At 70.2% G+C, this 18,146-nt stretch carries 13 protein-coding genes and 1 other RNA gene; 4 read left to right on the plus strand and 10 right to left on the minus strand.

Going from position 1 to position 18,146, the window contains the following annotated elements; translation table 11 throughout:
• Window positions 1–15: 15 nt before the first annotated feature.
• The 3 genes from OVA17_RS01630 to OVA17_RS01640 are packed head-to-tail and all read right to left on the minus strand — an operon-like array spanning window position 16 to window position 4,206.
• Window positions 16–1,248: an acetate/propionate family kinase gene (locus OVA17_RS01630; protein WP_267787739.1), complete on the minus strand. Its 1,233-nt coding sequence runs from the start codon at window positions 1,246–1,248 to the stop codon at window positions 16–18.
• Window positions 1,245–3,389, minus strand: a complete 2,145-nt coding sequence (gene pta / locus OVA17_RS01635; RefSeq protein ID WP_267787741.1) for a phosphate acetyltransferase — start codon at window positions 3,387–3,389, stop codon at window positions 1,245–1,247. The genes OVA17_RS01630 and pta overlap by 4 nt, the downstream gene beginning before the upstream one ends.
• Window positions 3,390–3,447: 58 nt before the next feature.
• A complete protein-coding gene (locus OVA17_RS01640) occupies window positions 3,448–4,206 on the minus strand; it encodes a DeoR/GlpR family DNA-binding transcription regulator (protein ID WP_267789342.1) in 759 nt (252 codons plus the stop codon).
• A 43-nt stretch (window positions 4,207–4,249) separates the two neighbouring features.
• Here OVA17_RS01640 and OVA17_RS01645 point away from each other — a divergent pair, with 43 nt between their 5' ends.
• On the plus strand, window positions 4,250–4,918 hold the full coding sequence (locus OVA17_RS01645) for an NUDIX domain-containing protein (RefSeq protein WP_210073562.1): 669 nt from the start codon (window positions 4,250–4,252) through the stop codon (window positions 4,916–4,918).
• 67 nt (window positions 4,919–4,985) lie between these two features.
• Here OVA17_RS01645 and ffs read toward each other — a convergent pair.
• The 3 genes from ffs to OVA17_RS01660 all read right to left on the minus strand — a co-directional run bounded on the left by ffs (window position 4,986) and on the right by OVA17_RS01660 (window position 7,293).
• Window positions 4,986–5,082, minus strand: an RNA gene (ffs, locus tag OVA17_RS01650) — signal recognition particle sRNA small type.
• 20 nt (window positions 5,083–5,102) lie between these two features.
• Window positions 5,103–5,801, minus strand: coding sequence for a helix-turn-helix domain-containing protein (locus OVA17_RS01655; RefSeq protein ID WP_267787742.1), 699 nt, complete (start codon window positions 5,799–5,801; stop codon window positions 5,103–5,105).
• On the minus strand, window positions 5,794–7,293 hold the full coding sequence (locus OVA17_RS01660; protein WP_267787744.1) for an APC family permease: 1,500 nt from the start codon (window positions 7,291–7,293) through the stop codon (window positions 5,794–5,796). The genes OVA17_RS01655 and OVA17_RS01660 overlap by 8 nt, the downstream gene beginning before the upstream one ends.
• Window positions 7,294–7,509: 216 nt before the next feature.
• On the opposite strand from OVA17_RS01660, the gene OVA17_RS01665 reads away from it, so the two are divergent.
• The 3 genes from OVA17_RS01665 (at window position 7,510) to OVA17_RS01675 (ending at window position 11,563) form a co-directional block, all read left to right on the plus strand.
• A complete protein-coding gene (locus tag OVA17_RS01665) occupies window positions 7,510–8,985 on the plus strand; it encodes an APC family permease (RefSeq protein WP_267787746.1) in 1,476 nt (491 codons plus the stop codon).
• 72 nt (window positions 8,986–9,057) lie between these two features.
• Window positions 9,058–11,064 carry a primary-amine oxidase gene (locus OVA17_RS01670; protein ID WP_267787748.1) on the plus strand — a complete coding sequence of 669 codons (2,007 nt, stop codon included), beginning with the start codon at window positions 9,058–9,060 and terminating at the stop codon, window positions 11,062–11,064.
• A gap of 4 nt (window positions 11,065–11,068) precedes the next feature.
• Window positions 11,069–11,563 (plus strand): hypothetical protein, encoded by a 495-nt coding sequence (locus tag OVA17_RS01675; protein ID WP_267787749.1) that lies wholly within the window; start codon window positions 11,069–11,071, stop codon window positions 11,561–11,563.
• A 249-nt stretch (window positions 11,564–11,812) separates the two neighbouring features.
• On the opposite strand, the gene OVA17_RS01680 is transcribed toward OVA17_RS01675, so the two are convergent.
• From OVA17_RS01680 to OVA17_RS01695, 4 genes are read right to left on the minus strand one after another with little or no spacing between them, the layout of a single operon-like run.
• The gene (locus tag OVA17_RS01680) at window positions 11,813–14,839 is read right to left on the minus strand and encodes an alpha-mannosidase (protein ID WP_267787750.1); all 3,027 of its coding nucleotides are present in this window, start codon (window positions 14,837–14,839) and stop codon (window positions 11,813–11,815) included.
• A gap of 30 nt (window positions 14,840–14,869) precedes the next feature.
• Window positions 14,870–15,781: a carbohydrate ABC transporter permease gene (locus OVA17_RS01685; RefSeq protein ID WP_267787752.1), complete on the minus strand. Its 912-nt coding sequence runs from the start codon at window positions 15,779–15,781 to the stop codon at window positions 14,870–14,872.
• A complete protein-coding gene (locus tag OVA17_RS01690; RefSeq protein ID WP_210073548.1) occupies window positions 15,778–16,710 on the minus strand; it encodes a carbohydrate ABC transporter permease in 933 nt (310 codons plus the stop codon). Before OVA17_RS01690 ends, OVA17_RS01685 begins: the two co-directional genes overlap by 4 nt.
• A 2-nt stretch (window positions 16,711–16,712) precedes the next feature.
• A complete protein-coding gene (locus OVA17_RS01695) occupies window positions 16,713–18,071 on the minus strand; it encodes an extracellular solute-binding protein (protein WP_267787754.1) in 1,359 nt (452 codons plus the stop codon).
• Window positions 18,072–18,146: the final 75 nt, after the last annotated feature.

Consider the following 18,146-nt stretch of genomic DNA (forward strand, 5'->3'; position numbering starts at 1 on the left):
GGGGCCGCGAGCGACTCAGCCGGTGACGGAGAGGGTCTGACGGGCGATCTCGAGCTCTTCGTCGGTGGGGACGACCAGCACCTGGACGCGCGAGGCGTCGGTGGAGATGCGCCGGATGCCGCGCTCTCGCGAGGCGTTGCGCTCGGGATCGATCTCGACGCCCGCGAAGCCGAGGGTGGCCATGGCGCCCTCTCGCACGGCGGCGGCGTTCTCGCCCACGCCCGCGGTGAACGAGATGACGTCGACGCCGTCGAGCTGCGCGAGATACGCGCCCGCATACGCGCGCAGGCGGTGGATGTAGACGTCGAAGGCGAGCTGGGCCGACGGGTCGCCGGCCTCTCTGCGCTCTCCGATGTCGCGCATGTCGGACACACCCGCCAGACCCAGCAGGCCGGAGCGCTTGTTGAGGAGCGTGTCGAGGTCGGCGATCGACATGTCGGCGCGACGGGCGAGCTGCAGCAGCACCGCGGGGTCGAGGTCGCCAGAACGCGTGCCCATGACAAGTCCCTCGAGCGGGGTGAGTCCCATCGACGTGTCGACCGAGCGGCCCCCCTCGATCGCGGCGACCGAGGCGCCGTTGCCGAGGTGGAAGACGATCTGCTTGAGCTCGCCGAGAGGGCGGCCGACGAAGGCCGCGGCGGCTTCGCTGACGAACTTGTGGCTCGTTCCGTGGAAGCCGTAGCGACGGATGCGGTGGGCTTCGGCGACCTCGCGGTCGATCGCGTAGGTGTATGCCTCGGGGGCGAGGGACTGATGGAACGCCGTGTCGAAGACGGCCACGTGCGGCACGTGGGGGAAGGCCTTCTTGGCCGCGACGATCCCCGCGAGGTTGGCCGGGTTGTGCAATGGCGCCAGCACCGAGAGCTCGTCGATGTTGATCTCGACGAGGGGGGTTACGACGGTGGGTGCGAAGAACCGCGCCCCGCCGTGCACGACCCGGTGTCCGACGGCGACGGGCGGGCGTTCGTCGAGCGACGGGCCGTGCTGCGCGAAGGCCTCGAGCATGACGGCGAAGCCCGCCGTGTGATCGGCGATCTCGCGCTCGATGGTCGAGGTGGCATCGGTCACCGTCGGCACGGGCTCGCCCGCTGCGCCGAAAGACGCCGCCTTCACCGTGTGCTTCGCGACGCCGGTGCCCTCGCCGATGCGCTCGACGAGTCCCGAGGCGAGGACCTGTTCACGCGCCATGTCGAGCAGCTGGTACTTGAACGACGACGACCCGCTGTTGACGACGAGGACGACACTCACTGGGTGACCCCCTGGGCCTGGATCGCGGTGATGGCGATGGTGTTGACGATGTCGTCGACGAGAGCGCCGCGCGACAGGTCGTTGATGGGCTTGTTCAGCCCCTGCAGGACGGGCCCGATGGCGACGGCTCCGGCCGAGCGCTGCACGGCCTTGTAGGTGTTGTTTCCCGTGTTGAGATCGGGGAAGACGAACACCGTCGCGCGCCCGGCCACCTCGGAGTCGGGCATCTTGGCCCGGGCCACGGCGGCGTCGGCGGCGGCGTCGTATTGGATGGGGCCCTCGACCAGCAGCTCGGGCGCCCGCTCGCGCACGAGGGCGGTGGCGGTGCGCACCTTCTCGACGTCGGCGCCGGTGCCCGACTCGCCGGTCGAGTAGGACAGCATCGCCACGCGCGGCGCGATGCCGAACTGCTCGGCGGTCGCGGCCGACGACACGGCGATGTCGGCGAGCTGCTCGCTGGTGGGGTCGGGGATGACGGCGCAGTCGCCGTATACGAGCACGCGGTCGGCGAGGGCCATGAGGAACACGCTCGAGACGACCGAGACACCCGGCGCGGTCTTGATGATCTCGAAGGCCGGACGGATCGTGTGGGCCGTGGTGTGCGCGGCGCCCGACACCATGCCGTCGGCGAGGCCCAGGTGCACCATGAGCGTGCCGAAGTACGACACGTCGGTGACGGTGTCGGCGGCCTGCGCGTAGGTGACGCCCTTGTGGGCGCGCAGCCGGGCGTACTCGGCGGCGAACTTGTCGACGTGGACGGCGTCGAAGGGGCTCAGCACCTCGGCGTCGCGGATGTCGATGCCGAGCTCGATCGCGCGCCCGCGCACCTCGATCGGCTCGCCGAGGATCGTGAGGTCGGCGATGCCGCGCGAGAGAACGGTGGCAGCGGCCCGCAGTACGCGATCGTCGGTGCCCTCGGGCAGGACGATGCGGCGACGGTCGCTGCGAGCACGGTCGACCAGGCCGTATTCGAACATGAGCGGGGTGACCACGCTCGGGCGGGCCACGCCCAGCTCGCGCGTGAGCAGCTCGGTGTCGACGTGGCGCTCGAACATCGCCAGGGCGGTGTCGTAGCGGTGCTGCGAATCGGCGGCGAGACGGCCACGCGTGTTCATGATGCGCACGGCCGTGTCGTAGGTGCCGAGGTCGGTGGCGATGATCGGCAGCGGCGAGCCCAGCCCGTCGATGAGGCGAACGATCGCGTCGGGCAGTTCGAAGCCGCCGTTGAGAACGATGCCCGCGAGCGAGGGGAACGTGCCCGAGGCGTTGGCGAGGAGGGCGGCGAGGAGCACCTCGCTGCGGTCGGCCGGGATGACCACGACCGCCGACTCCTTGAGACGCGGGAGGACGTTGACCATCGACATGCCCGCCACGACGACGTCGAGGACCTCGCGAGTGAGCAGGGCCGGGTCGCCCTTGATCAGCTCACCCTCGACCGAGCGCAGCACGCCGCGCACCGAGGGGGCGATCAGGAACCGGTCTTCGGGGAGGGCCCACACGGGGACGCTGCGCTGCTCGGCCGGCGCACCGACCGGCACGGCGTCGACGACCTGGCGGACGGATGCCATGATCTCGTCGAGGTGGTCGGGATCGGCGCGGTTCGCGATCACGGCGAACAGCGCCGCTCGCTCGTGCTGGAGTTCTGCCACCGCGAGCGAGGCGATCTGGCCGACCTCGTGAGGGGTACGGGCGACCGACATGCCGAGTGTCTCGCTGTGGCCCTGCTGCGCGCGACCGCCCAGCACGAGGAGCACGGGGGCACCGAGGTTGGCCGCGATCCGGGCGTTGTACGCCAGCTCGGCGGGGCTTCCGACATCGGTGTAGTCGCTGCCGATGATCACGACGGCATCGCACCGCGCCTCGACGGCCTTATAGCGCTCGACGATCCGCGCCAGAGCCGCATCGGCGTCGTCGCGGACGTCGTCGTAGGTGACGCCGACGCAGTCGTCGTAGTCGAGGTCGACGCTGTCGTGGTCGAGCAGCATCTCGAGCACGTAGTCGCGCTCGGCGGTGGATCGCGCAATGGGCCGGAACACCCCCGCGCGCGGCGTCACACGACTGAGCGCGTCGAGGACGCCCAAGGCCACGGAGGACTTGCCCGAATGACCTTCGGCCGACGTGATGTAGATGCTCTGCGTCACGCGTCCAGCCTATTGCGCGCCTCCGACACCGCTGCGGGGTTGCTTCGGCGTCGAGTGATCACGGCGACGCCGGAAGCAGGCGCGCTCCCGCCGCGCGCAGCTCTCCCGCGAGCGCGGCCCCGGGATCGAGGTCGGCGATGATCCCGGTCACTCCGTCCAGCGGCAGGATGCCGAAGCGCGAGGCTGCGCCCAGCTTCTCCTCGCTCGCGAGAACGAACGTCTCGGCCGCGCGGGCGGCGAGCGCTCTCTTCATCGCCGCCTCCTCGGCATCTCCCGTCGACAGCCCGGCCTCGGGATGCACGCCCGTCACCCCCAGGAAGAAGAGGTCGGCGCTGATGTTCTGGGCCGCCTCCATCGCGGCTGCCCCGCAGGCCACGGCGGAGTGCTTGAAGATGCGCCCGCCCAGGACGATGACCTCCGCGTCGTGGTGCAGCAGCCCCGCGGCGATCGTCGGCGAGTGCGTGATGACGGTTCCCGAGAACGAGCGCGGTAGCACGTCGAGCATCGCGAGGGTCGTGGTGCCGCCGTCGAGCAGCACGGTGGCGCCCGGCTCGATCACGGCCACCGCCGCCGCCGCGACACGTGCTTTGCTCGACCGGGCGACCTCGGCACGCGCGGAGTGATCGGCGACGGCCGGCGATGCCGGGAGGGCGCCGCCGTAGACGCGGACGGCCAGGCCCGCGGCATCCAGTTCTCGCAGGTCCCGACGGATGCTGTCTTCGGACAGACCGAGTTCGACGGCCACGTCCTTCACGACGAGTCGGCCATCGCGGCGGAGGCGGTCGAGGAGGGCGTCCTTGCGGGCGGCGGCGAGCATCACGTTCGCATTCTTGCACGTTTCTGCACTATCGTTCCGACTCATGACCCTCCCCCCACCCGGCTCCACCGTTCCCGACCACCGCGGCCGCACCGGCCTCGACCGGACCGGACTCGACCTCGACAGGAACCCCCGTGTGCAGGTCACCGGCGTCGAGCTCCTCGCCGCCGGATGGCACGTGCTGCGCGCGACCACGTTCCGGTACCGAGGCGACGACGGCGAGTGGACCACCCTCACCCGCGAGACCTACGACCGCGGCAACGGCGCGACGATCCTGCTCTACGACCTCGAACGGCGGACCGTCCTGCTCACGCGACAGTTCCGCTACCCGATCTACGTCAACGACCACCCCGACGGCATGCTCATCGAGACCGCGGCGGGCCTGCTCGACGACGACGACCCCGTCACCGCGATCCGCCGCGAGGCCGAGGAGGAGACCGGCGTGCGGGTAGCCGAGGTGGAGCACGTCTTCGACGCGTTCATGAGTCCGGGCTCGGTCACCGAACGGCTGCACTTCTTCGCCGCGGCCTACGACGGGGCCGAGCGCGAGGGCGACCGCGGGGGCCTCGCCGAGGAGGACGAGGAGATCGAGATCCTCGAGTACGACATCGATGTCGCCCTCTCGATGATCCGGGACGGATCGATCCAGGATGCCAAGACCATCATGCTGCTGCAGTGGGCGGTGCTCGACGGGCCCTTCGCCTCCCGGTGACGGGCCCGAGTCCGACAAGCGCGCAGCTCAGCCGGCATCCCGTCGCGCAGCCGAGGCTTCCGGGCAAAGAAAAGACCCTCCGCGCACCCGGTAGAGCCTGGTTACCCTTGCTACGTTTCCGTCCTGGGGGAGTTGGCCGGGATACCGCCACGCGGAGAGCCGAGTACAGCCTACCCGATGCGCGTCACACCATCAGCGGGGCGAGGGCGTCGGCCACTGGCCGCAGGGCCGACAGCACGTCGACGGGGTCGTCGACACGGTGTCGCGGCCCCGAGAACGCCACGGCGCCCGCCGCCAGGCCGCTCGCATCGACGATCGGCACAGCGAGACACCCGGACGCGGCCACGAGTTCTCCGCTCTGGCGTGTCGCCCCCCATCGTGCGAGGTCGTCGCGCGCGCGGTCGAGTTCGGGCGTGCCCTCGTCGCCCTGCGACACCAGCATGAGTCGGCCGAGCGCATACCGGGCGGGTTCGCGCGCAAGACGCGCCTCGTCCGACAGGGGGAAGTCGGGATCGGCATCGACCACCGCGACCCGCCCGTCGACGAACAGCGCGACGTGCACTCCCCCGCGTACGGTCAGGCGCGCCTCGGCGAGCACCGCCCGCGCGGCCGACGACAGACGCGCCGGCGGAGCGACGACGGCCGCCAGCTGCGCGACCTTCGCGCCCAGCGCGAACCCCGCGAGATCCGGCGTGCGAACGAGGTACTCGTCTTCGACGAGGAGGTTCACGAGACGGTAGGTCGTGGCGCGCGGGAGACCGAGCTCGGCGGAGATCCGCTGGGCGCTCACCCCGGCGCCGAGCTGGGCGACGGCCTCGAGGACGGCGAGCGCGGAGTGCACGGCACCGGGCTGGCGTGCGGCAAGCGCCGGTTGCTCACGCATCGCCGGGATGCCGCGGCGACACCACTCCCCCGAGCACCTGCGCCGCGACCGGCTCGTCGTAGACACCGAGCGCCCCCGGGCCGTGCCGGCGACGGAGGACGGAGATGACGGCGGCGGACACGGCGGCCAGCACCGCGACGATCGCGACGACCGGCCCGCCCTCGGCCGCGTCGTCGATGAAGAACGACACGAGGGCCGCGGCGAGGGCGAGCGCCGAGACCCCCGCGACCACCGTGACGCCGACCGTGGATTCACCGATGCGGCGGAGGAACACGGGGGCGGCGACGCAGACGAGGATGTAGGCCACGATGTACCCCGCGGCCCCCACCCCGATCGTGATGTGCATCGCGTCGCGGGTGTCGATCCCCGCGGCGACCACGAGCACCGGCGCAGCCGTGATGACCGGGAGCGCGCACCCGACGGCCGCCGCCGGGGTACCGAAGCGCCGATGCGCGCGTCCGACGGCGTCCGGGAGCACCCCGTCGCGGCTCAGCGCGAACAGCACCCGCACGAGCGCGGTGGTCGTGCCGATCGCGCAGGCGAGGAACGACGCCGCGATGCCCAGATCGGCGACCACCCCCCATCCGCCCAGACCGTACGCCTCGGTGAGCTCGTTGACCGGCGAGACGCTGGTCGCCAGATCGGCTCCGAGGGCGTCGAACCCGGCCACCTGGGTCAGCGCCGCGAGGACGTAGAGAAGGCCGGACAGAACGACGGTGCCGGTGATCGCGCGCGGGACGTTGCGCAACGGAGACACCGATTCGACGCCGAGCGTCGCTGCGGACTCGAACCCGACGAACGCCGTCAGGGCGATCACCGCCCCCGCCGCGAAAGCCGTCAGATCGAGGTGTGCCGTCCCCACCCCCGCGACCGCGGCGAGGTCGATCGGACCGATGCGCACGAGAAGCGCGATGAGGAGCACGACGATCAGGGCGACCGACAGGGTCTCGACGACGAGAGCGGCACGGGCGGAGATCCGGATGCCGCGGACGAGCACGAACGCGACGAGAAGGCCCTGACCCACGAGGAAGAGTGCGGTGACGATCGTTCGGTCGATCGACGGCCAGACCCCCGACACCAGGTAGGTGGCGTAGTACGCGCCGCCGAGCATGGCGAACATCGCCACCGCGCCATACCCCGTGAGGATCGCCGCCCCCGCGGCGAGGCCGGCCCGTGTGCCGAGACCGCGAGCGGTGTAGGTGTACAGGGCGCCCGTGGCGGCGAAGCGACGGGCGAACTGCGAGATCGTCCGGGCAACCCCCAGGCTCAGGATCGCCGCGGCCACGATCGCGGTGACCGTCGCCCCGGGAGCGACACCCGCCACCAGCAGGACGACCGTCGTCGCCGCCGCGGCCGGGGCGACCGCCGCGATCGACTGAGCGGCGAGGTCGACGATGCCGATCCGGCGCCTGTCGAGCCCGTGCAGGGGCGACCGGTCGCCGAAGCCGGCGACAGGGTCGGGGCGCGCGATGGCGCGAGCGAGTGCGTTCACGTGGTCTCCGTCGGGTTCTGCCGACCGTACGCGGCGGGCGTTGCACCCGGGCGACCCGCGTGTTTCGTGCTCGTGACCTCGACTGAGACACACCCCCGGCGGGCGTCTCACTCGGTGTGGGCACACCTTCACGACGACTACACGGTCCGGCAACGACGCCACGGGAACCTCGACTCACGAACCGCGCACCCTCACCCGAACTCCGGAGGACTGGAAATGACCCAACTCGAATCGAAGGGAGTGGCGGCGTCGGCGAAGCGGACGTTGCAGGGCTCCCTCGGTGTCACGGCGATCATCTTCATGGTGGTCGCCGCCGCATCGCCGCTCACCGTCGTGGGCGGCGCCGGCCCGCTCGGCATCCTGATCGGCAACGGTGTCGGCTACCCGGCTCTGTACGCCGTCAGCGCCGTCATCCTGCTTCTGTTCGCGGTGGGCCTCGCGGCCATGACCCGGCACGTCCCCCGCCCCGGCGCCTTCTTCACCTACATCGGATACGGCCTGGGACGCCCCTCCGGGCTCGCCGCGGCGTGGACCGCGATCCTGACCTACACGACCATCCAGGTCGCGGTGTACGGCTACGTCGGGTACCTGCTCGAGATCACCATCGTGTCGGTGGGCGGGCCGGATCTTCCGTGGTGGTTGTACGCGCTGGCCACCGTCGCGCTGGTCGGGATCCTCGGCTACCGGCACATCGACCTGTCCAGCAAGGTGCTGGGCGTCCTTCTCATCGCGGAGGTGGCGATCGTCCTCGTCCTGGTCGGCGCGGTGGTCGCCACCGGAGGCCCGGAGGGACTGAGCCTCGCGCCCTTCGAGCCCGCCAACATCGCCAGCGGCTCGCCCGGAGTGGGGCTGATGTTCGCGATCGCCGCCTTCATCGGCTTCGAGGCCACCGCCATCTTCCGCGACGAGGCGCGCGACCCCGACCGCACGATCCCGCGGGCGACCTACGGCGCCGTCATCGGCATCGGGGTCTTCTACACCGTGTCGACCTGGGGATTGGTGATGGCCTGGGGACCGAACGGCGTGCTCGCCGCCGCCGCGGAGAACCCCGCGACGCTGATGCTCCGCACCGTCGCGTTGTACCTCGGCACGGTCGGCGAGGTCATCGTCAACGTCCTGCTGCTGACCTCGATGTTCGCGTGCGTCCTGTCGTTCCACAACGTCCTGACGCGCTACCAGCACGCGATGTCGAGCGCCGGGGTCCTCCCGGAGGCGGTGTCCGGAGTGCACGCACGACACCTCTCGCCGCACGTGTCGTCGATCGTGCAGACCGTCACGGCGGGTGTCCTGCTCGCCGCGTTCGCCCTGCTCGGACTCGACCCCCTCCTGCAGGTGTTCACCTGGCTCTCCGGCGTCGCGACCGTGGCCATCGTCATCCTGATGGCCGTGACCTCGGTCGCGGTGATCGTGTACTTCTCGCGCAACCGCCAGGACCGTCGTCCGTGGAACACGATGATCGCGCCGGCGCTCGGCTTCGTGGGGCTTGCGATCTCAGCCGTGGTGATCGTCGCCTACTTCCCCGTGATGGTCGGGGACGTCGACGCCCAGGGCGCACCCAGCTTCGGCGCCGTCACTTGGGCCCTGCTCGCGCTCGTGGTGGTCGTTCCCGTCTTCGGGTACGCCCAAGCCGCCTGGATCCGACGCCGCCGCCCCGCCGCCTACGCCAAGCTCACCGACGCCATCGCGGGATGAGCGGATGCCGCGGCCCGGTGTCGCGGCATCCCTCCCGCCCCTTTCCCTCCCGCTCCACCCGAAAGAGACATCATGACCCTCACCGACCCGACGTCCACCGCCTTCACCGCGCCCGCGACGCCCGCCCACCCGCTGGCCTCCCTGTCGCCCGAGGAGATCACCGCCGTGCACGCGATCGCCTCCAGCCTCGACGGGCTCGACGAAGCCACCCGTTTCGCCTACGTCGGCCTCGAAGAAGCCCCGAAGGGCGAGGTGCTGGCATGGGAGCGGGGCGAGGGCCCCTTCCCCGAGCGCCGGGCACGCGTCCAGCTGCTCAACCTGCGCACGGCGCACTCGCTCGACCTCGTCGTGTCGTTGTCCACCGGTCAGGTGCTCCGTCAGACCGAGCTGGACGGCTCGGACGGACAGCTCCCGATCCTCGACGCTGAGTTCGAGGAGGTCGGGGTCATCGCGGGCGAGAGCGCCGAGTGGGTCGCGGCCCTCGCCGCGCGCGGGCTCACGACCGCCGACGTCGTCCTCGTGCCCCTCTCGGCCGGCCACTACGGCTACGAGAACGAGGTGGGTCGGCGCGTGCTGCGCGCCTTCGCGTTCCGTCAGGACCACCCCGGCGACCACCCGTGGGCGCACCCCGTCGACGGCCTCACCGCCTACATCGACGTCGCCGACCGCCGGGTCACCGAGATCATCGACACCCCCGGGTTCACCGTGCCCGAGACGCACGGCAACTACGACGACCCCGAGCTGCAGGGCCCGCCGCTCGAGGGGCTGAAGCCCATCGTCATCACCCAGCCCGAAGGGTCGAGCTTCACCGTCGACGGCGAGCACGTCTCGTGGGGCGAGTGGGACCTGCGCATCGGCTTCGACACCCGCGAGGGCTTGATCCTGCGCCAGCTGTCGTTCGCGGGACGACCCGTGATGTACCGCGGCTCGATCAGCGAGATGATCGTGCCCTACGCCGACCCCGCCCCGAACCGCTTCTGGCAGAACTACTTCGACACCGGTGAGTACCTCTTCGGCCGCTACACCAACGAGCTCGCACTCGGCTGCGACTGCGTCGGCGACATCACCTACGTCGACGCCGTGCTCTCGGACGAGAACGGGATGCCGCGGACCGTCCGCAACGCCGTGTGCATGCACGAGGAGGACTTCGGCACCCTCTGGAAGCACACCGACATCTTCACCGGCGCCAGCGAGGTGCGCCGTTCCCGACGTCTCGTGATCTCGTTCTTCACCACCGTCGGCAACTACGACTACGGCTTCTACTGGTACCTCTACCTCGACGGCACCATCGAATGCGAGGCCAAGCTCACCGGCATCCTGTTCACCTCGGCCTACCCGGGCGACGGCTACCCGTACGCCTCGGAGGTGGCACCGGGTCTAGGAGCCCCGTACCACCAGCACCTCTTCTCGGCGCGCCTGGACATGACGGTCGACGGCGTCGCGAACGTCGTGAACGAGATCGACGCCGTGCGCGTTCCGATCTCGGCCGAGAACCCGGCCGGTAACGCCTTCACCAAGAGTGTCACTCCCCTCACGAGCGAGAAGGTCTCGGGCCGTCTCGCCGACGGCTCCGTGAACCGTGTCTGGCAGATCGCCTCGACCGAGAAGACCACCGAACGCGGTCAGGCGACCTCGTACGTGCTCTTCCCGACCGAGACGCCGATGCTGCTCGCCGACGACACGTCGTCGATCGCCGCCCGTGCGGCGTTCGCCACGAAGAGCCTGTACGTCACGAAGTACGACCCCGACGAGCGCTACGCCGCGGGCGACTTCGTCAACCAGCACCCCGGCGGTGCCGGCATCCCGGCATTCATCGCCGGCGACGAGCCGCTCGTGGGCGAAGACGTGGTGCTGTGGCACACCTTCGGGCTCACGCACTTCCCCCGCAACGAGGACTGGCCCGTCATGCCGATGGACTACGCCAAGTTCACGCTCAAGCCGTACAACTTCTTCGAGCGGAACCCCGTGCTGAACGTGCCCGCACCGGCCTCGACGCACTGCTCGCCCGCCGCGCACGCATCCGAGCACGAGCACGGCCACGACGCGGGCGACGCCCCGGCCGCCGAATGCCACTGCTGAGGCGATGAGCGAGATCCTCCACGTGGCGGCGGTCGCCCCCGCCGCGGTCGGTGCCTGCTGTCTGGCAGCCGATCGCGCGCGGGTGCGACCGCCCGAGGTCCTGGCATCCGCCCTCATGCTCCTGGCAATGCTGGATGCCGCGGTGTTCGGGGTGGTCGCTCCGGTCTGGTGGACGGGGCTCCTGCTCGCCGGCGCGATCGCACTCACCGTGTGGCGCCGGCCGCGTCAACGCCGGACGCCGCACGTCCCCGCGCTGATGACCGTCCATACGACGCTCGGAATGGTCGTGATGGGCGGGCTGCAGCTCGGCATGGGCGGGCACGCCGCCCCCGCCGGCCATGCCCATGGGCTCGCCCTGGCGCCCGTGCTGCTCGGCACAGCAGCGGTCTACGCGGTGCTGTCTCTCAAGATGATGCGTCGGATGCGGGCTCGGCTCGACCGCGCCCAGATCGGTGCGATGGCGGCATCCGTCGCTCTTATGGCGGTGGCGTCGGTGTGACCCCGCGCGCGGCTCGCGAGGTCACGTGTGCCGAAGAGACGCGCGTTCCGCGGCCCGGGCCGCGCGCCCCGTCAGCGCGGCCGCACCACCACCGGGTGCCCGGCAAACCGCGGGCATCGAGCCGTGGCGGGTGGCGTCGCTGCTGCTCGCCGAGATCGGCCTCGACGCCGACTGAGCGCGCCCTCCCACCCGACGGCACCGCGGGGCGGGAGGGCCTCGCCGCTCGCCCGCCCCGCGGATCCTGCGCGGTCAGCGGGCGAGACGCAGCGTGACCAGTTGGAACGGGCGCAGGTCGAGTTCGACCACTCCGCCCGCCACGCTCGTCACCGCGGCGGCGTCGACCTCGCGCTCGAGCAGATCGGTCTCGGTGACACCCGCGACCTCGAACCCGGCCTCCACGCGCGCGCGCGTGCGCTCGCCCAACGCCTCGTACAGGCGCACGACGACGTCTCCCGAGCCGTCCTGCGCGAGCTTGACCGCCTCGACGACCACCCCGGGACGATCGAGCGTGACCAGGGGTGCGACCGTCGACTCGGCGGCATCCGCCACCGTGCGCTCGGGCAGGTTGGTGCGGTAGCCCTCGGCCACGGCGTCGACCACGTCGGCGCCCACGACGATACCGACCTCGAGGTGGTGCGCTCCCTGGTCCTGACCGGGATCGGGGAATTTCGCCGAGCGGATGATCGACAGCCGCACCAGCGAGAACGTTCCACCCGCCCCGCGCTCGTGGCGCGTGATGTCGTGGCCGTAGGTGGAGTCGTTGGTGACGGCCACGCCGAACCCCGGCTCGGCCACCCGGACCCAGCGGTGGGCGGCGGTCTCGAAGCGCGCGGCGTCCCACGAGGTGTTCGTGTGGGTCGGACGAACGACGTGACCGAACTGGATCTCGCTGGCCGCGCGATCGGTGTGCACGTCCACGGGCACACCGAGCTTGAGGAGCTTCTGCTGCTCGTGCCAATCGACCTCGAGCGAGAGACGCACCGTGCGCGACCCGTTGGCCAGGGCGATGCGCGTGACGATCGTGGAATCGCCCGTGCGTCGCTCGACCAGCACCGCGTCGCCGTCGAGGCGGACGGCCTCGGCGGAGTCGAGGGGGGTGACATGGCGACGGTAGGTCTCGTCGATGTCCCACGCGTCCCACTGGGTGGGAGTGTCGCGGAACACCTCGAACAGCCCCGCCGACTCTCCGGCGGGAACGGCCTCGCGACCCGAGGCGACCTCGATCATCGAGGTGATCAGACCGCGGCCGTCGACGACCACGCGCACGAGGCCGTTGTCGAGCACGAAGCCCTCGCCCGCGGGCCGGGGTGCGACGTCGCCGGCCGGGACCGCGGGGGCGATCGCGAGCGCCGGGGTCCCGGCACGACGGTGAGGCGCGGCGTTCGCCACGACCGCGTGCTCCCCGGTGCCCACGAGAGCGCGGAGGCTGTCGGCGATGATCTGCTCGAGCTCCGTCGCGATCGCCGCGTAGTTGCGCTCGGCATCGCGGTGCACCCACGCGATCGAGGTGCCGGGCAGGATGTCGTGGAACTGCTGCAGCAGCACCAGGCGCCACAGGCGACGCAACGCCCCGGCCGGGTAGGCGGCACCGGTGCGCACGGTCGCGGTCGAAGCCCACAGCTCGGCCTCGCGCAGCAGGTGCTCGCTGCGGCGGTTGCCCTGCTTGGTGCGCAGCTGGCTGGTGTACGTGCCGCGGTGGAACTCCAGGTACAGCTCCCCCGCCCACACGGCCGGATCGGCGTACTCGGCCTCGGCCGTTTCGAAGAAGGCACGCGGGGTGGAGTGCTTCACCACCGGCGCGCCCTCGAGCGAGTGCGTGCGAGCGATCGTCGCGGTCATCTCGCGGGTGGGTCCGCCGCCGCCGTCGCCGAAGCCGTAGGGAAGGAGCGAGGTGCGCGCGCGGCCCTTGTCGGCGAAGTTGCGCTCGGCGTGCGCGAGGTCGGCCGCGGTGACCTCGGAGTTGTACTTGTCGACCGGCGGGAAGTGCGTGAAGATGCGCGAACCGTCGATCCCCTCCCAGCGGAAGGTGTGGTGCGGGATGCGGTTGGTCTCGTTCCACGAGATCTTCTGCGTGAGGAACCAGCGGGCGCCCGCGGCCTTCATGATCTGGGGCAGCGCTGCGCTGTAGCCGAAGGAGTCGGGCAGCCACACCTCCTCGGTGTCGATGCCGAACTCCTCGAGGAAGAACGACTTGCCCTCGACGAACTGCCGGGCCATGGCCTCGCCGCCCACCATGTTGGTGTCGGACTCGACCCACATGCCGCCCACCGGCACGAAGCGCCCCTCGGCGACGCGCGCCTTGAGCCGCTCCCAGAGGGCCGGGTAGTGCTCCTTCATCCACGCGAACTGCTGCGCGGACGAGCTGGCGAAGACGAACTCGGGATCTTCGTCCATGAGCGAGAGCACGTTGCTGAAGGTGCGCGACACCTTACGGGCGGTCTCCCGCACCGGCCAGAGCCACGCCGAGTCGATGTGCGCATGACCGACCGCGTGCAGGACATGAGCGCTGGATGCCGCGGGGGCGGCGAGCAGAGGAGCGAGCGCGTCGCGACCGGCCTGCGCCGTCGCCGCGACGTCATCGGGATCGACCGCGTCGATCGCGGCATCCATTCCCTCGAGGAGGGTCGCCCGGCGCGCGGAGGTGGCGTCGAGCTCGGCGATGAGGCCGTGCAGGAGCCGGAAGTCCTGCAGCAGCTCCCACACCGCGAGGTCGCGCAGGCCGATCGACATCTCGCGCAGCGTATAGAGAGGAGCATCTCCCGCCGTCGCGGGGTCGCCGAGGTGCGTCGGCTCGAACGTGAAGAGGCTGCCCACGTCGGGGTTGGAGGCGGCCTCGACGAGCACGTCGATCCGGCCGTCGGTGCCGATGGCCGCCGCGGTGGCGTTGTTGAAGGGCGAAACGCCCTTGATCGGTGCCCCGTCGCGGTTCCAGATCAGCGCCTCGCACTGGAAGCCGCTCTGCCCGGCGGTGAACCCGAGGTCGACGACGAACTCGGCCACCGTCCCGGCGGGCAAGGTGCCCGAGCCGTCACGCCAGGCGGCGGGGATCTCTCCCGACACGGCGAACCAGGTGGTGCCCCACGCCCGACCCCACGGCGTTCCGACGGCGAAGGGGCGGTACTCGGCATCCCGAGCCTCGGCGAAGGTCACGGGCTCGCCGGGGGCCTCCCATGCCTGGATGTCGAGGGGCTGGCGGGCGCGGTAGACGGCGGGGGCGAGACGCTCGCGGACGAAGCGTTCGATGCGCATCTCGGTGAGCGCGGTGCGGTCGTGCATGAAGGTGGATTCCTTGTCTGGGGGGACGGGTCAGCCCTTGACCGCGCCGGCGAGGGCCGACGGGCCGCCGAGTCCGCGCTGCACGAGCACGTACAGGCCGAGGACCGGAAGGGAGTAGACGATCGAGTAGGCCGCGAGCTGGCCGTAGGCCACGGCTCCGAACGACCCGAAGAAGTTGAAGATGCTGACCGCCGCCGGCTGGTAGTCGGGGCTGAGCAGCAGCACGAAGGGAACGAAGAAGTTCCCCCACGCCTGGATGAACGTGAAGATGAACACCACCGCGATGCCCGGGCGCATGAGGGGCAGCACGATCTGGACGAGGGTGCGCATCGAACCCGCACCGTCCATCCATGCGGCGTGTTCGAGCTCGACGGGTACGCCGTCCATGAAGTTCTTCATCATCCAGATCGCGATCGGCAGAGCGCTCGCGGTCAGGAAGAGGATCGTGCCGCCGATCGAGTCGATGAGATTCAGCTGCACGAACAAGCTGTAGACCGGCACCATGATCGCCGTGATCGGAAGGCACGTGCCGAAGAGCACCGCGTAGAGGAAGGGCTTTCCCACGCGCATCCTGTACCGCGACAGCGGATAGGCGGCGAGCGAGGCGAGCACGACCGTCGCGATCGAGGTGCCTCCCGCCAGCAGGACGCTGTTCCACAGGGGCTGGAAGAGCAGGTCGGGCTTCATGACGGCGGCGAAGTTGTCGAGGGTGACGACCTCGGGCATCTTGATGGCGAGGGTGGGTTGCGCATCGAGCGAGGCCGTGACGAGCCAGACGAGAGGCACGACGAACAGGATGCCGACGACGAGGAGCAGCGTGTTGGCGACGACCCGCAGCACACGGGTACGCGGCGACGACAGGGACGCCTTCTTGCGCGCGGGTGCACGGCGCGACGACCGGACGCGAGCGCCGGTGACCTCGGGAAGGGTGGCGGTGGTCATGAGGAGACCTCCTCGCGCAGCGCGCGGACGTAGAAGAAGGAGAAGATCGCACCGATGAGCAGCATGATCGTGGCGATCGCAGTGCCGTACCCGAGCTCGCCGAACTTCAGGCCCTCCTGGTAGGCGAGGATCGGCAGCGTCGTGCTCTTGTTGCCGGGGCCACCGCCGGTCATGACGAAGATGAGCGTGAAGACCGAGAGGGTCTGCAGCGTGACGATCATCGAGTTCGTCCCGATGGTCGAGCGGATCATGGGGATCGTGATGAGCAGGAGGCGCTTGATGCCGCTCGCGCCGTCGACCTCGGCGGCCTCGGTGATCTCGGGCGGCACGTCGGCCAGAGCCGCCGAATAGACCATCATCGAGAAGGCCGTCCCGCGCCAGATGTTGGCGAAGATGACCATGAGCACCGGCATCGTGAACAGCCAGCTGACCGGGTCGAGCCCGAAGACGGCGAGGATGGCGTTGAGGGTGCCGTTGTCGCGGAAGAAGGCGTAGGCGGCGAAGGCCGCGACAATCTCGGGCAGCACCCACGCCGTGACGACGATCGTGCCGACCACCGCGGTGACGACGCGGTTGCCCGAGCGCATCATGAGAGCAAGTGCGAGACCCAGGATGTTCTGGCCGATGACGGCCGAGAAGAACACGAAGACGATCGTGTTGACGACCGCGACCGGGAAGTCGGGGGCCTTGAAGAGCTGGGTGTAGTTGTCGAGGCCGACGAACTCGCTCGCGACCGCCGTGGAGCCCGAGAGCGTCGCGTTGGTGAGGGAGCCCCACAGCGAGACGAGGATCGGACCGAGCAGGAACACGGCGAGCAGCAGTGCTGCGGGAAGGAGCGGGAGCGCCCGGGCCGAGGACCGGAGGCCGCGCGTCTTGGCGCGCGACCCCCGGTCGGTTCCGGTCGCCCCGGTCTGAGCCAGGGCGGTCATGCTCAGCCGTTCTGGGTGTTGTCTTCGCCGACGATGCCGATGACGGCCTGATCGTAGGCGGCGGCCGCGTCGTCGACGCTGGACTGCCCGGTCATGACGGCTTCCATGGCGACCTGGATCTGGTTCGAGATCTTGTCGTAGTCCTCGGTCGCCGGACGGAAGTGCGTGGTGTCGACGAAGCTCGAGAACGTCTTGAAGCTCGGGTTCGCGTCGAGGTACTCGCTGGACTGGGCCACGTCGGAGCGCACCGCGATCTGGCTGTTGTCGATGTTGTAGGACGTGGCGTTGTCCTTGTTGACGGCCGTGGAGAGGAAGTCCCACGCGGCGTCGGCGTTCTTGGTGTTCTTGCCGATCGCGAGCGTCCACCCGCCCGACATGCTGGTCGTGCCGGGCGCCTGCCCCTTCTGCGTCGGCATCGCGGCGATGCCGAGGGCGTCGCTCCATGCGGGCCACGGGGCCGTGCCGCCGTCGACCCAGGCGGCCGACTGCCAGGAGCCGTCGAGGGCGATGGCGAGCTTGCCCTTGGGCAGCCAGTCGGCGGTCACGCTGGTGAAGATGTTGGGGTCGAGCGCCTGCTGGAGCGAGGGCCCGAGGCCGCCCTGGTAGACGTCGCTGACGAACTGCAGCGAGTCCTTGAAGCCCTGGCTGCCCACCACCCACTTCTTCGAGGAGGTGTCGTAGAGGCTGTCTTCGGTGCCGTAGAGGAGCATCTCGAGACCCTGCATGGATGCCGCTTCGCCGGCCGTCTTGCCCGAGTAGACGTTGATCGGGATGACGTCGGGGTCGGCCGCCTTGACCTTCTCGGCCGCGGAGAGCACGTCGGCCCAGGTCTTCGGCTGCCAGGGCACCGAGATGCCGGCCTTCGCGAAGATCTCCTTGTTGTACCAGAGGCCGCGGGTGTCCGTGCCGAGCGAGACGCCGTAGGTCTTGCCATCGGGGCCGAGACCGGCCTGCTTGGCCCCCTCGGCGAACTGCGACCAATCGCTCCACGTCGAGAGGTAGTCGTCGAGGGGAAGCAGGTAGCCGGCGGCCGCGTCGGACTGGATCTTGAAGGTGTCTTCGTACTGGACGTCGGGGGCGGTGCTGGCCGACTTGTTCATCAGCGCGAGCTTCGTGTAGTAGTCGGCGCCCTCGGCCTGGATCGGCACGAGCTCGACGGTCATACCCGGATGCGCGGCCTCGTACTGCGACTTGGCGGTCTCCATCAGCGTCTGCATCTGGTTGAAGGTCGCCGTGGTCTGGTACGCGACGCGGATCGTCTTTCCGTCGCCCGCACCCGCGCTCCCCGCGGAGCAGCCGGCGAGGGCCACGGTCAGGGCGGTGGCGGTCAGAAGACCGGTCGCCATCGTCAGTTTCTTCATTGAAGCTCCCTTGCTCGGGTGGAGACACCGCGTCGCCAGAACCTTTTATAAATCAAATGGACTAACTCGGCAAGT

Origin of the sequence: Microbacterium sp. SL75 (assembly GCF_026625865.1) — a bacterium.
In the GTDB taxonomy this organism is placed as follows: domain Bacteria; phylum Actinomycetota; class Actinomycetes; order Actinomycetales; family Microbacteriaceae; genus Microbacterium.

Coding starts and splice junctions, on each gene's coding strand:
- OVA17_RS01640 (WP_267789342.1), bottom strand. CDS start 4,206: ATGCTCGCCGCCGCCCGCAAGGACGCCCTCCTCGACCGCCTCCGCCGC.
- OVA17_RS01645 (WP_210073562.1), top strand. CDS start 4,250: ATGACCCTCCCCCCACCCGGCTCCACCGTTCCCGACCACCGCGGCCGC.
- OVA17_RS01655 (WP_267787742.1), bottom strand. CDS start 5,801: ATGCGTGAGCAACCGGCGCTTGCCGCACGCCAGCCCGGTGCCGTGCAC.
- OVA17_RS01665 (WP_267787746.1), top strand. CDS start 7,510: ATGACCCAACTCGAATCGAAGGGAGTGGCGGCGTCGGCGAAGCGGACG.
- OVA17_RS01670 (WP_267787748.1), top strand. CDS start 9,058: ATGACCCTCACCGACCCGACGTCCACCGCCTTCACCGCGCCCGCGACG.
- OVA17_RS01675 (WP_267787749.1), top strand. CDS start 11,069: ATGAGCGAGATCCTCCACGTGGCGGCGGTCGCCCCCGCCGCGGTCGGT.
- OVA17_RS01680 (WP_267787750.1), bottom strand. CDS start 14,839: ATGCACGACCGCACCGCGCTCACCGAGATGCGCATCGAACGCTTCGTC.
- OVA17_RS01685 (WP_267787752.1), bottom strand. CDS start 15,781: ATGACCACCGCCACCCTTCCCGAGGTCACCGGCGCTCGCGTCCGGTCG.
- OVA17_RS01690 (WP_210073548.1), bottom strand. CDS start 16,710: ATGACCGCCCTGGCTCAGACCGGGGCGACCGGAACCGACCGGGGGTCG.
- OVA17_RS01695 (WP_267787754.1), bottom strand. CDS start 18,071: ATGAAGAAACTGACGATGGCGACCGGTCTTCTGACCGCCACCGCCCTG.